We start from the raw sequence: 13,288 nt of genomic DNA, 5'->3' as shown, positions 1-13,288 counted from the left end.
TCAAAACTAGATAACAATGTTCATTTTTCACATTAGAATATAGGTTAAGTCCTCGATCTATTAGTATCTGTCAGCTCCACGTGTCACCACGCTTCCACCTCAGACCTATCAACCTGATCATCTTTCAGGGATCTTACTTCCTTGCGGAATGGGAAATCTCATCTTGAGGGGGGCTTCATGCTTAGATGCTTTCAGCACTTATCCCGTCCGCACATAGCTACCCAGCGATGCCCTTGGCAGAACAACTGGTACACCAGCGGTGCGTCCATCCCGGTCCTCTCGTACTAAGGACAGCTCCTCTCAAATTTCCTGCGCCCGCGACGGATAGGGACCGAACTGTCTCACGACGTTCTGAACCCAGCTCGCGTACCGCTTTAATGGGCGAACAGCCCAACCCTTGGGACCGACTACAGCCCCAGGATGCGATGAGCCGACATCGAGGTGCCAAACCTCCCCGTCGATGTGGACTCTTGGGGGAGATAAGCCTGTTATCCCCGGGGTAGCTTTTATCCGTTGAGCGATGGCCCTTCCATGCGGAACCACCGGATCACTAAGCCCGACTTTCGTCCCTGCTCGACTTGTAGGTCTCGCAGTCAAGCTCCCTTGTGCCTTTACACTCTGCGAATGATTTCCAACCATTCTGAGGGAACCTTTGGGCGCCTCCGTTACATTTTAGGAGGCGACCGCCCCAGTCAAACTGCCCACCTGACACTGTCTCCCTGCCCGATAAGGGCAGCGGGTTAGAAGGTCAATACAGCCAGGGTAGTATCCCACCGATGCCTCCACCGAAGCTAGCGCTCCGGTTTCCAAGGCTCCTACCTATCCTGTACAAGCTGTACCAACATTCAATATCAGGCTGCAGTAAAGCTCCACGGGGTCTTTCCGTCCTGTCGCGGGTAACCTGCATCTTCACAGGTACTATAATTTCACCGAGTCTCTCGTTGAGACAGTGCCCAGATCGTTGCGCCTTTCGTGCGGGTCGGAACTTACCCGACAAGGAATTTCGCTACCTTAGGACCGTTATAGTTACGGCCGCCGTTTACTGGGGCTTCAATTCGCACCTTCGCTTACGCTAAGCGCTCCTCTTAACCTTCCAGCACCGGGCAGGCGTCAGCCCCTATACTTCGCCTTACGGCTTCGCAGAGACCTGTGTTTTTGCTAAACAGTCGCCTGGGCCTATTCACTGCGGCTTCTCGGGGCTTTAACACCCTAAGAAGCACCCCTTCTCCCGAAGTTACGGGGTCATTTTGCCGAGTTCCTTAACGAGAGTTCTCTCGATCACCTTAGGATTCTCTCCTCGCCTACCTGTGTCGGTTTGCGGTACGGGCACCTCTCACCTCGCTAGAGGCTTTTCTTGGCAGTGTGGAATCAGGAACTTCGCTACTAAATTTCGCTCGCCATCACAGCTCAGCCTTCACGGGAAACGGATTTGCCTATTTCCCAGCCTAACTGCTTGGACGCGGATATCCAATACCGCGCTTACCCTATCCTCCTGCGTCCCCCCATTGCTCAAATGGTGAGGAGGTGGTACAGGAATATCAACCTGTTGTCCATCGCCTACGCCTTTCGGCCTCGGCTTAGGTCCCGACTAACCCTGAGCGGACGAGCCTTCCTCAGGAAACCTTAGGCATTCGGTGGACGGGATTCTCACCCGTCTTTCGCTACTCATACCGGCATTCTCACTTCTAAGCGCTCCACCAGTCCTTCCGGTCTGACTTCACTGCACTTAGAACGCTCTCCTACCACTGTTCGTAAGAACAGTCCGCAGCTTCGGTGATACGTTTAGCCCCGGTACATTTTCGGCGCAGAGTCACTCGACCAGTGAGCTATTACGCACTCTTTAAATGGTGGCTGCTTCTAAGCCAACATCCTGGTTGTCTAAGCAACTCCACATCCTTTTCCACTTAACGTATACTTTGGGACCTTAGCTGGCGGTCTGGGCTGTTTCCCTTTCGACTACGGATCTTATCACTCGCAGTCTGACTCCCAAGGATAAGTCATCGGCATTCGGAGTTTGACTGAATTCGGTAACCCGGTAGGGGCCCCTAGTCCAATCAGTGCTCTACCTCCGAGACTCTTACCTTGAGGCTAGCCCTAAAGCTATTTCGGAGAGAACCAGCTATCTCCAGGTTCGATTGGCATTTCACCCCTACCCACACCTCATCCCCGCACTTTTCAACGTGCGTGGGTTCGGGCCTCCATTCAGTGTTACCTGAACTTCACCCTGGACATGGGTAGATCACCTGGTTTCGGGTCTACGACCACGTACTCATGCGCCCTATTCAGACTCGCTTTCGCTGCGGCTCCGCATCTTCTGCTTAACCTTGCACGGGATCGTAACTCGCCGGTTCATTCTACAAAAGGCACGCCATCACCCGTTAACGGGCTCTGACTACTTGTAGGCACACGGTTTCAGGATCTATTTCACTCCCCTTCCGGGGTGCTTTTCACCTTTCCCTCACGGTACTGGTTCACTATCGGTCACTAGGGAGTATTTAGCCTTGGGAGATGGTCCTCCCGGATTCCGACGGAATTTCACGTGTTCCGCCGTACTCAGGATCCACTCTGGAGAGAACAACATTTCAGTTACAGGGCTGTTACCTTCTTTGGCGGGCCTTTCCAGACCTCTTCGCTTATATCGTTCCTTTGTAACTCCGTATAGAGTGTCCTACAACCCCAAGAGGCAAGCCTCTTGGTTTGGGCTGTTCCCGTTTCGCTCGCCGCTACTCAGGGAATCGCATTTGCTTTCTCTTCCTCCGGGTACTTAGATGTTTCAGTTCCCCGGGTATGCCTTCTCATACTCTATGTATTCAAGTATGGATACTACTCCATTACGAGCAGTGGGTTTCCCCATTCGGAAATCTCCGGATCAAAGCTTGCTTACAGCTCCCCGAAGCATATCGGTGTTCGTCCCGTCCTTCATCGGCTCCTAGTGCCAAGGCATCCACCGTGCGCCCTTTCTAACTTAACCATTTCTTACTTTAGAAAGAATCACTATGTGTGATGAACTTTGCATTGCATTCAATGTGAATGTATTACTTATTGTTATCTAGTTTTCAAAGAACAATCCTGTCTCGCTAGAGACATGTTTTGAAGGAATGATCCTTCAAAACTAAACAAGACGAAAAACGTACGCTGCTCCATATATCCTTAGAAAGGAGGTGATCCAGCCGCACCTTCCGATACGGCTACCTTGTTACGACTTCACCCCAATCATCTGCCCCACCTTCGGCGGCTGGCTCCATAAAGGTTACCTCACCGACTTCGGGTGTTGCAAACTCTCGTGGTGTGACGGGCGGTGTGTACAAGGCCCGGGAACGTATTCACCGCGGCATGCTGATCCGCGATTACTAGCGATTCCAGCTTCACGCAGTCGAGTTGCAGACTGCGATCCGAACTGAGAACAGATTTGTGGGATTGGCTAAACCTTGCGGTCTCGCAGCCCTTTGTTCTGTCCATTGTAGCACGTGTGTAGCCCAGGTCATAAGGGGCATGATGATTTGACGTCATCCCCACCTTCCTCCGGTTTGTCACCGGCAGTCACCTTAGAGTGCCCAACTGAATGCTGGCAACTAAGATCAAGGGTTGCGCTCGTTGCGGGACTTAACCCAACATCTCACGACACGAGCTGACGACAACCATGCACCACCTGTCACTCTGTCCCCGAAGGGAAAGCCCTATCTCTAGGGTTGTCAGAGGATGTCAAGACCTGGTAAGGTTCTTCGCGTTGCTTCGAATTAAACCACATGCTCCACCGCTTGTGCGGGCCCCCGTCAATTCCTTTGAGTTTCAGTCTTGCGACCGTACTCCCCAGGCGGAGTGCTTAATGCGTTAGCTGCAGCACTAAGGGGCGGAAACCCCCTAACACTTAGCACTCATCGTTTACGGCGTGGACTACCAGGGTATCTAATCCTGTTCGCTCCCCACGCTTTCGCTCCTCAGCGTCAGTTACAGACCAGAGAGTCGCCTTCGCCACTGGTGTTCCTCCACATCTCTACGCATTTCACCGCTACACGTGGAATTCCACTCTCCTCTTCTGCACTCAAGTTTCCCAGTTTCCAATGACCCTCCCCGGTTGAGCCGGGGGCTTTCACATCAGACTTAAGAAACCGCCTGCGAGCCCTTTACGCCCAATAATTCCGGACAACGCTTGCCACCTACGTATTACCGCGGCTGCTGGCACGTAGTTAGCCGTGGCTTTCTGGTTAGGTACCGTCAAGGTGCAAGCAGTTACTCTTGCACTTGTTCTTCCCTAACAACAGAGCTTTACGATCCGAAAACCTTCATCACTCACGCGGCGTTGCTCCGTCAGACTTTCGTCCATTGCGGAAGATTCCCTACTGCTGCCTCCCGTAGGAGTCTGGGCCGTGTCTCAGTCCCAGTGTGGCCGATCACCCTCTCAGGTCGGCTACGCATCGTCGCCTTGGTGAGCCGTTACCTCACCAACTAGCTAATGCGCCGCGGGTCCATCTGTAAGTGACAGCCGAAACCGTCTTTCATCCTTGAACCATGCGGTTCAAGGAACTATCCGGTATTAGCTCCGGTTTCCCGGAGTTATCCCAGTCTTACAGGCAGGTTACCCACGTGTTACTCACCCGTCCGCCGCTAACATCCGGGAGCAAGCTCCCTTCTGTCCGCTCGACTTGCATGTATTAGGCACGCCGCCAGCGTTCGTCCTGAGCCAGGATCAAACTCTCCGAAAAAGTACAAAACCGAAGTTTTGTTTTTCGTCAGCGTTTGACTGACTACCTATGATGTATCATAGGATTTTTTATAAAAACTCGAATTAACAGGTACGTTTTGTCTTGTTTAGTTTTCAAAGATCATCTTTTAAAATGGAGCGGGTGATGAGAATCGAACTCACGACATCAGCTTGGAAGGCTGAGGTTTTACCACTAAACTACACCCGCATGGTTAAATGTTATTGGCGCGCCCGAGAGGAGTCGAACCCCTAACCTTTTGATCCGTAGTCAAACGCTCTATCCAATTGAGCTACGGGCGCTTAATCAGGCGACTTAATTATCTTAACATATCGTTTTTATTAAGTCAACATCTTTTTAAAGTTTGTTTGTCGTATCTGTCTGAGCATCAGTGTTTCAGATGCGTCATCAGCGACGAATAAAAATATACCATGGATCATACAAAAGGGTCAATACATTTTTCTAAAAAAGTTTAATGTTTTTTAAGAAGTGCTCTTTTGTTAGATAAATAGAGTTTCAATCGCCCTATTTTCATTTCTTTCTTCATAATTCTAATGATTCTTAAATAAAATCTTTCTAAATCCAAAGGAGGACAAAACATGGTCACCTAGAATTTTTATTTATTGGAAAATTCTTAATATTTCCATGCATTTAAAGGAGGTAGGAGATGATGAAAAAGTTTGTCGCTTTTCAAATCATGATCGCTTTGGTGATAGGAGCTCTTATCGGCCACTTCTTCCCTGATTTCGGAATGGCACTGCGGCCCATTGGGGATGGCTTTATCCGATTAATTAAAATGATTGTAGTCCCTATTGTTTTCTCTACGATTGTCATCGGCGCAGCTGGCAGCGGTGGAATGAAGAAAATGGGCAGTCTCGGATTAAAGACAATCATTTGGTTTGAAGTCATTACGACCATCGTTCTTGGAATTGGGCTTTTATTGGCCAACGTGTTAAAGCCAGGCGTTGGACTCGATTTCTCTCAATTAGCTAAGAAAGATATTGGGGAACTCGATGGTTATACTCAAAAGGTCGTCGATTTTAAACAGATGGTTTTAGACATCATTCCAACCAATATCATCGATGTCATGGCTCAGAATGATTTACTAGCAGTGATTTTCTTCGCTATTTTATTCGGTGTAGCCGCAAGCGGCATTGGGAAAGCTTCCGCTCCTGTCCTTACCTTCTTTGAATCAGTAGCACAAATTATGTTTAAGCTCACACAAATGGTCATGGTGACAGCTCCTATTGGAGTTTTAGCATTAATGGCAGCTTCTGTTGGACAATACGGCATTGTTTTACTCATTCCTATGATGAAACTTGTTGGCACTGTCTTCTTAGGATTGTTTATTATTCTATTTGTTTTGTTCCCTCTTGTCGCACTGATCTTCCGTTTTAACTACTTCGAAGTGTTGAAAATGATTTGGGATTTGTTTTTGGTTGCCTTCTCTACTACAAGTACAGAAACTGTTCTTCCACAGCTCATGTCACGAATGGAGAAATACGGCTGTCCAAAAAGAATCGTTTCCTTCGTCATCCCGTCAGGTCTTTCTCTTAATTGCGATGGTTCAAGTTTATATTTATCGGTTTCCTGTGTGTTTCTTGCACAAGCGTTTGGTGTCGATATGAGTTTATCACAGCAGCTCCTCATGATGCTTGTCCTTGTTTTAACAAGTAAAGGCATTGCAGCTGTCCCGTCTGGCTCACTTGTCGTTCTTTTGGCAACAGCTCATGCAGTAGGTCTGCCAGCAGAAGGTGTCGCTATTATCGCCGGGGTTGACCGGATTATGGATATGGCTCGAACAGGCGTGAATGTTCCTGGACATGCGGTTGCCTGTATTGTCGTTTCTAAATGGGAAAAAGTATTCCGAGAGTCTGCATGGGAAGTTCCAAAAGCAGGTGAAGAAACAAAAGGAATGTAATGTTTTTTATGAAGGAAAGGGGTCGCCCTTTCCTTTTTTTATGGCAAAAATGTCTGCTTCAGCACGGCTTTACCTTCTTGTTGCAACTGCACCTCCGCATATGCTCCGTTAATGAGGGTCATTTGCGGAGGTACGTGTCCACAATCAATATCGTAAACAATCGGTATGTGTAATTCCTTATGCAATTCTTCATATAGATCCGTATATTCATATCCTTCCACAGGAGTGTCCACTGCACTCCTGCCAAACATGATGCCAGAGCAATGATCAAACCAGCCTGCTAGTTTTAATTGAACAAGAGACCTCTTCATGCTCGCAGCATTTAATTCACAGTTCTCAAAATACCATAGAATGGGTTCACCTTTCAGGTATGTTTCTTGAAAAGCTTTGACATCTCCAAAAGGCGTGCCAGCTAAGTGCCGGATCACATCAATACAGCCACCCATCAGTCTTCCCTTCATCGTCGTCTCTAAGTGATCAACAGTACGCCATGCGGTTGGCTCGGTTAAATGAAAGACATGAATGCTTGGATGGTCATACTGCCATTCCTTTTGATACATATCAGAAGAAAATTGAGTAACGTCCTTTTTCTCTGGAGTGGAAAGTATTTGTTCCCACATAGCCGTCACCTGATCAAGCTCTTCCCCCTGAAGATCCACAAGGTTCGGTCCATGCGCTGTCGCAATGCCTGTGTTTAAGGTCAAAGCTAATAGAAGGAGACTTGTATCAGAGTAACCAAGAATCCACTTTTTTTGCATCACTGAGAAATCAATATGCTCTAACACTTCAATAAGCAGCTGTCCGCCCCATGGCGGGATGATGTGGTCAATCTCATGACAAGTCATCATCCGCTGTAACTCATTTGCTCGTTTGATTGCAGGGGCTGATTTCGCTTTTTCCTGCTGCCATACTGTCTCTCCACATATGACTTCATAGCCTCTTTTTTTCATCCGATCGCAAGACAGTTGAAACATCTCATGCAAAGAGGGTTGTACACCTGAGGATGGTGCTGTCACACCAATTATTTGTCCCTTTTTCAAATGCGGATACTGGATCATCCTGCTCACCTCCACCTTCTATGAGTCTCTCATCTATTCTTTGTAAAGAAAATTCCCCTTCTCCAAGGGGAATCTCGTCTTACTCTCTCTGACGCAGGACAGTATATACACCTGCGAAAATACACAAAATCCCAACAAACGAACGTAAGCCCATCTCTTCATCTAGAAGCAGCCATCCAAGAACCGTGCCAACGATTGGTTGAAAGAAGAAAAAAAGACCACCGCTTGAAGCGTCCATCAGTTGAAGCCCTCTATTCCACAAAAAGAAAGCAAGGGCCGTTGAGATGATACCTAGATACAGAATGCCGCCCCATATTTCCGGTCTTGCCATTTGCTGCACATCAAGATGAGGCAAACGAAACAAGACAGGTGGTGTTAATACGATAAAGGCCACAATGATCGCATATGTTGTCGTCACTACTTGAGGATACTTTCCTGGAACTCGTTTCAAAAGAACAGACATCAGCGCCCATGTTAATGCAGCAATAACCAGTGAAAGACCGCCAACAAACTCATCCGTTTGAACAGCGACAGGCCCAATCATCGTCAGCACACCTACTGTAGCAAGCAGAATGGAGACACACTTTCTCACTGTGAATGATTCTTTTAATAGAAAGAAAGCGAAAAGCACCATAAAAGCAGGTGTGGCCGATGTGATGACGGCACCCATTTGTGCAGACGTATACATCGTGCCAATTTCTTGGGTCACGATCGAAAGAAAGTTGCCAATCAATCCAATCGCCACAATCAGCGGTATATCCTTTTTGTCTAATCGAAAAGAGTAACCCAAACGCCAAATCGTGAACACAAGAACGACTCCAGCTATTGCATATCTCATCCAGACAAGCTCAAGTGGCGGGACCACCGCAACTGTTACTTTGACCACTACATACATACCGCCCCAAATACTAGCAGCTAACGCTAAGTAAAGGGCTCCTATATATTTTTCATTCATTTTTTCCCCTCCGTTACTGGATATATTCACTGCGATATCCACAAACGGAGATCACTCTCCGTTATGGACGGAGGTGATTTGGTACATCATGTTCAAATAAAGGCTTCCATTGCATATCAGTCACCCCAATTGTTTTTATTTTCTGATTACTTTATAACAAAATCTGGTTCACTTCAATCCTTTTTTATCGCCATGTTTCTTCATATAATAGAAGTTCAATAGGATTGACATGATGAATTCGTTTTCTTATAGTAAGTACAACAATTGAGGTTTACACAGAAAAGGAGTAGAGGTCTTTGGATGTTGAAGCTAGGAAACACATTCCCACTGCCGGAAACGAACCGTTTCTTGAGGGAATAAAAGATTGTGTGCCAACCTTGCTTGGTTATATGAGCATTGGGTTTGCCTTTGGAATTGTTGGCATTAGTTCGCAGTTAAGTATATGGGAAATCGCGCTGCTCTCTATCTTTATTTATGCTGGCGCTTCACAGTTTATCATCTGTGCATTACTTGTGACAGGAAGCCCCCTTTCCGCTATTATTTTCACCACGTTCATTGTCAATTTACGGCATTTGTTACTCAGCCTTACGCTTGCCCCCCATTTTACACGCTACTCTGTAAAGCAGAACATCGGGTTTGGTCTTCTGCTTACTGATGAATCCTTTGGCGTAGCGATGAATAAATTAGCACAGCAAGGAAAATTTAATAACAGATGGATGCATGGACTGAATATTACGGCTTATTTATGCTGGATTGCTGCGTGTACACTTGGCGGAATATTCGGACACTGGATTTCAAATCCAGAGGCGCTTGGTCTTGATTTTGCCCTATCCGCGATGTTTGCTGCGCTGCTCATTCTTTCTTTACAGACGGTGCCAAAAAATAAGCTAACCCATCGCTTGTCACTTGTTTTATATATGTTTGTTGCGATGTTTGTGCTGCTTCATTTTGTTCCTTCACACGTGGCTGTTTTGTTGGCAACTGTGCTTGTTGCCACTATTGGGGTGGTGACAGATAAATGATGAGCAGTTTTATGTTATGGCTCATTCTTGGCTGTATGATTGTGACCATCATCCCAAGAGTCGTTCCATTTTTATTTGTAAGGAGTATCCAGATGCCAGAAGTGGTGCTCAAATGGTTATCGTTTATTCCTATTTGTATATTTACCGCTTTAATTGCAGAACATCTTTTCATACATACTACAGCAGGCGTCACCATTCACTGGATATACCTTGCTGTCTTGGTTCCAACTGTGTTAATCGCTATTTGGACAAAAAGCTTGTCCCTCACCGTTCTAGTAGGCGTCATGCTGATGGGCACAGCTAGATGGTTTTTCTAATAGAAAAAGCTTAACCGGATGCGGTTAAGCTTTTTGTCATTTTACGATACCGTATATAAAGCCGTCATAGCCTTTTTCGCCAACAGTTTGAATAGCGGTTGCTTCAATTCTCGACTCTTGTTTGAGTAAATCGAAAAATTCACGCGTTCCCTTCACTCGCTCATCTTGATCAAAGGCATGAAGAACTGCTCCATTTCTGACCACATTGTCTGCAATAATGACTGTTCCCTTTTTTGAGAAATGTAACGCCCACTTCAAATATTTCGGGTTGTTTGGTTTGTCTGCATCAATGAAAATCAAATCGAACGGAAGCACACCCCTCTCTTTTAACTGAGGTAGCGTATCCAATGCCTTTCCTTGCAAAATGCTCACCCGTTCCGATAAGCCCGCTCTGCTGATGTTTTGCTGCGCGATCTGTACATGATGGCTGACAGCCTCTAGTGTGATGAGTTCTCCATCCTCTTCAAGAGCACGCGCCAACCAAATGGTACTATATCCACCGAGTGTCCCGATCTCTAAAATACGCTTTGCATTCTTAGTTTTTGCTAATAAATAAAGCATTTTCCCTTGAGCTGGTGACACATCAATTTCTGGCAGACCTGCTTGCTTATTATGAGTAAGAGCTTGCTCCAAAACATCATCTTTAGGAATCAACTTATCTGTGATATACTCGTCAACTTTCCCCCATACTTGCTTCATCTCATCCATCTCCCTTGATCATGTCTTCTGTTATAAGTCTACATGATGATAGTGAGCGCGTATAATCAATTCTTTTCACACATCTATTCATTTTATTGATGAAAGACATGTCATGAGGGAGACATAAAGCAGTGTCCTGTATTCGAATTTACTCGTTCAGGTGATTTTTCAAATCCCCTTTTTTATCTTGAAGCTTTCCTTTGGCTTGATCCTTTTTCCCTTCTGACTTCAGTTTTTGATGATCTGTTGCTTCGCCAAGCTTCTCTTTCAATTGACCTTTGGCTTGATTTGTTTTTCCTTTTGCTTTATCCATATGTCCTTTTTCTTCACTCATTTGTTCCACCTCCACATTTGATACTATTCATTTAGCCTTTTTGACAAATACAAAACATCTGAGTGTGCGATCCCATGAAACTACAGCAACAAGAAAATCCAGCCAAGGTCGGCTGGATTAAAGAATAATGATCTATAAGATAGACTTAAAAGCTTTAACCTGTTTTACTCTGATCGTACTCGACCAGATCACCTAGAATTTCATCAATTTGATTCATCAATTCAGCTTCAATTTTCACCTCAGATGCTAAAGCATTCTCCCTCACCTGTTCTGGACTAGAAGCACCGATAATTGCTGCAGAAACGTTCTGATTTTGCAGTACCCATGCTATCGCAAGCTGAGCGAGAGTAAGATCAACCTCTTGTGCGACAAGCTTAAGCTTTTGGATCGCCTCTAAGGTGTTATTATTCATCCAGCGTTGAGCAAGGTTTTTAAAAAAAGGTTTTCCAGCAGTTGAGTTAGCACGTGAATTAGTCGGAAGTGATTTTCCAGGGAGATACTTTCCAGTAAGGATTCCCTGGGCCAAAGGCGACCATACGACCTGCCCAAGTCCTTCACGCTGGCAGGTCGGTATTACATCACTTTCAATGATTCTCCATAACATGGAGTATTGAGGTTGGCTGGCGATTAGAGGAACATTTAGCTCTCGGGCAAGCACTGCCCCTCGAGTAATTTGTTCTGCTGTCCACTCACTTACACCAATATAGTTCACTTTTCCCTGTCTTACTAGATCAGCAAAAGCTAACATCGTTTCTTCCAGAGGCGTAGTTGGATCAAACCTGTGTGCATAGTAAATATCAATATAATCCGTTTGTAAACGTCGCAAAGAGGCATGACAGTTTTCCATGATATGCTTGCGTGATAATCCTCTATCGTTTTTCCCAGTACCGGTTGGATGACATACTTTTGTACAAAGTTCAATGCTTTCACGCCGGATCCCTTTTAAAGACCTGCCTAGTATCTCTTCAGCCTTGGTGTCTGAATAAACATCAGCAGTATCAAACGTCGTAATACCAACATCAAGAGCAGCTTTCACACAATCATGGGCAGTATCTTCATTTATCTTACCACCATGATTAATCCAATTTCCGTATGCAAGTTTACTAATTGTTAATCCACTATTTCCAAGTTTACTATACTTCATAACAATGTCCCCCTTTTGAAAGAATACTTTCATTATAAAAAGAGGCCATTAATATGTATAATATATATATACTGATAGATATATATATATTTTATATAATTAAAATAGTTCCATTAAAAAGCGCAAAACTGTTTAATAACAATCCTTCTTCATCATTTTACACAATAAGCAAGTATGAAATTTACTGGGGGCTTAAAGATGGATTTGAGACAAATACGGTATTTTATAATGGTTGCTGAAGAACTAAATTTTAGCCGAGCAGCTGAACGTCTTAAAATGGCACAGCCTCCATTAAGTCAAGAAATTCGCAAATTAGAAGAACAGTTAGGTGTTACGCTTTTTCATAGAACGAGAAGACAGGTTGAACTTTCAGATTCGGGGAGAGTATTTTTAGAAGAAGCCCGCCGTACGCTCCTTCAAGTAGATAGAACGATTAAAGCAACACAACTTGCAGATGACGGAAAAATAGGGCATTTAACGATCGGTTTCGTTGATTCTACTGATATTGTGATTGATATTATTAAAAGGTTTCGAGAAAGTTTCCCTAACATTCATCTTGTCTTATGTGAAATGGCTACAGAACAGCAGTTAAAAGCACTACATAAGAAAGAAATTCAAATAGGATTTATTCGTTCTAACCAAAATAATAAGATACTTACCTCAGAAATCTGTTGTGAGGAATCCTTAAGCTTGGTTTTGCCAGAAAACCATCCTTTAGCTTCATTTCACAAAGTTCCAATTCATTTATTAGCCAATGAACCATTTATCATGTTTCCGCGTCATCTAGGTGCTGCATTTTACGATTTAATTATCAGTTACTTTTGGGAAAATAACATAAGTTTAAACGTAGTTCAGGAAGCTATTCAAATGCATACGATTGTGAATTTAGTTGCTGCAGGAATGGGAATCTCTGTCGTTCCATCCTCAGTAGAAAGCGTAAAACGCTCAGGGGTTGTTTATAGAAAAATCCAAGAAACGACACCAAGAGTAAATTTATATGTTTCATGGAGACATGATGAAACGTCAACCGTCGCTGAGCACTTTTTAACAGTTGTGAGAGAAGCTTATTTAAGTTCTCAGGCTAAATCATGAGAATCCAGCCAGAGCCTGCTGGATTAAAAAATAATGTTTTATAAGA

General features: G+C 44.9%; 9 protein-coding genes, 2 tRNA genes and 2 rRNA genes. 4 read left to right on the top strand and 9 right to left on the bottom strand.

The annotated features are described in order from the left end of the window. Positions 1 to 40: 40 nt before the first annotated feature. The 4 genes from NST24_RS03075 to NST24_RS03060 all read right to left on the bottom strand — a co-directional run bounded on the left by NST24_RS03075 (position 41) and on the right by NST24_RS03060 (position 5,002). Positions 41 to 2,971, bottom strand: a 23S ribosomal RNA gene (locus NST24_RS03075). A 183-nt stretch (positions 2,972 to 3,154) separates the two neighbouring features. Beyond that, positions 3,155 to 4,703 (bottom strand): 16S ribosomal RNA (locus NST24_RS03070). Together the 16S and 23S rRNA genes with 2 tRNA genes alongside form the textbook arrangement of a ribosomal RNA operon. Before the next feature lie 133 nt (positions 4,704 to 4,836). Continuing rightward, positions 4,837 to 4,910 (bottom strand) — tRNA-Gly (locus tag NST24_RS03065). 15 nt (positions 4,911 to 4,925) lie between these two features. After that, positions 4,926 to 5,002: transfer RNA gene (locus tag NST24_RS03060), tRNA-Arg, on the bottom strand. A 368-nt stretch (positions 5,003 to 5,370) separates the two neighbouring features. Between NST24_RS03060 and gltP the strand changes: the two genes are divergently transcribed. Next, positions 5,371 to 6,621: a glutamate-aspartate/proton symporter GltP gene (gene gltP, locus NST24_RS03055; RefSeq protein ID WP_024719154.1), complete on the top strand. Its 1,251-nt coding sequence runs from the start codon at positions 5,371 to 5,373 to the stop codon at positions 6,619 to 6,621. Positions 6,622 to 6,659: 38 nt separating this feature from the next. Here the strand turns inward: gltP and NST24_RS03050 are convergent, their stop codons facing one another. Both NST24_RS03050 and NST24_RS03045 read right to left on the bottom strand, forming a co-directional pair. Then, positions 6,660 to 7,679, bottom strand: coding sequence for a S66 peptidase family protein (locus NST24_RS03050; protein ID WP_342462301.1), 1,020 nt, complete (start codon positions 7,677 to 7,679; stop codon positions 6,660 to 6,662). Between the two features lie 79 nt (positions 7,680 to 7,758). Then, entirely contained in the window at positions 7,759 to 8,634 is an 876-nt protein-coding gene (locus NST24_RS03045) for a DMT family transporter (protein ID WP_342462300.1), read from the bottom strand. A gap of 296 nt (positions 8,635 to 8,930) precedes the next feature. Between NST24_RS03045 and NST24_RS03040 the strand changes: the two genes are divergently transcribed. Both NST24_RS03040 and NST24_RS03035 read left to right on the top strand, forming a co-directional pair. Further along, positions 8,931 to 9,656, top strand: a complete 726-nt coding sequence (locus tag NST24_RS03040; RefSeq protein ID WP_342462299.1) for an AzlC family ABC transporter permease — start codon at positions 8,931 to 8,933, stop codon at positions 9,654 to 9,656. Next, the gene (locus tag NST24_RS03035) at positions 9,653 to 9,973 is read left to right on the top strand and encodes an AzlD domain-containing protein (protein WP_159145448.1); all 321 of its coding nucleotides are present in this window, start codon (positions 9,653 to 9,655) and stop codon (positions 9,971 to 9,973) included. The genes NST24_RS03040 and NST24_RS03035 overlap by 4 nt, the downstream gene beginning before the upstream one ends. 36 nt (positions 9,974 to 10,009) lie before the next feature. Here NST24_RS03035 and NST24_RS03030 read toward each other — a convergent pair whose 3' ends face one another. From NST24_RS03030 to NST24_RS03020, 3 genes are all read right to left on the bottom strand, one after another. Further along, positions 10,010 to 10,672 (bottom strand): O-methyltransferase, encoded by a 663-nt coding sequence (locus NST24_RS03030; RefSeq protein ID WP_342462298.1) that lies wholly within the window; start codon positions 10,670 to 10,672, stop codon positions 10,010 to 10,012. Positions 10,673 to 10,820: 148 nt separating this feature from the next. After that, positions 10,821 to 11,006 carry a CsbD family protein gene (locus tag NST24_RS03025; protein ID WP_012009048.1) on the bottom strand — a complete coding sequence of 62 codons (186 nt, stop codon included), beginning with the start codon at positions 11,004 to 11,006 and terminating at the stop codon, positions 10,821 to 10,823. Between the two features lie 154 nt (positions 11,007 to 11,160). Next, positions 11,161 to 12,150, bottom strand: a complete 990-nt coding sequence (locus tag NST24_RS03020) for an aldo/keto reductase family protein (protein WP_342462297.1) — start codon at positions 12,148 to 12,150, stop codon at positions 11,161 to 11,163. Positions 12,151 to 12,348: 198 nt separating this feature from the next. On the opposite strand from NST24_RS03020, the gene NST24_RS03015 reads away from it, so the two are divergent. Further along, entirely contained in the window at positions 12,349 to 13,242 is an 894-nt protein-coding gene (locus tag NST24_RS03015) for a LysR substrate-binding domain-containing protein (RefSeq protein ID WP_268373957.1), read from the top strand. The last annotated feature ends 46 nt before the right edge of the window (positions 13,243 to 13,288 follow it).

Source organism: Bacillus sp. FSL R5-0286 (assembly GCF_038593245.1).
In the GTDB taxonomy this organism is placed as follows: domain Bacteria; phylum Bacillota; class Bacilli; order Bacillales; family Bacillaceae; genus Bacillus; species Bacillus altitudinis.
The sequence above is the reverse complement of the archived record's forward strand: the minus strand, read 5'-3'. Positions and strand labels throughout refer to the sequence as shown.

What these genes read in the sequence shown, in the direction of transcription:
- NST24_RS03025 (WP_012009048.1), bottom strand. Translation starts at nt 11,006, where the DNA reads ATGAGTGAAGAAAAAGGACATATGGATAAAGCAAAAGGAAAAACAAAT.
- NST24_RS03020 (WP_342462297.1), bottom strand. Translation starts at nt 12,150, where the DNA reads ATGAAGTATAGTAAACTTGGAAATAGTGGATTAACAATTAGTAAACTT.
- NST24_RS03050 (WP_342462301.1), bottom strand. Translation starts at nt 7,679, where the DNA reads ATGATCCAGTATCCGCATTTGAAAAAGGGACAAATAATTGGTGTGACA.
- gltP (WP_024719154.1), top strand. Translation starts at nt 5,371, where the DNA reads ATGAAAAAGTTTGTCGCTTTTCAAATCATGATCGCTTTGGTGATAGGA.
- NST24_RS03030 (WP_342462298.1), bottom strand. Translation starts at nt 10,672, where the DNA reads ATGAAGCAAGTATGGGGGAAAGTTGACGAGTATATCACAGATAAGTTG.
- NST24_RS03035 (WP_159145448.1), top strand. Translation starts at nt 9,653, where the DNA reads ATGATGAGCAGTTTTATGTTATGGCTCATTCTTGGCTGTATGATTGTG.
- NST24_RS03045 (WP_342462300.1), bottom strand. Translation starts at nt 8,634, where the DNA reads ATGAATGAAAAATATATAGGAGCCCTTTACTTAGCGTTAGCTGCTAGT.
- NST24_RS03015 (WP_268373957.1), top strand. Translation starts at nt 12,349, where the DNA reads ATGGATTTGAGACAAATACGGTATTTTATAATGGTTGCTGAAGAACTA.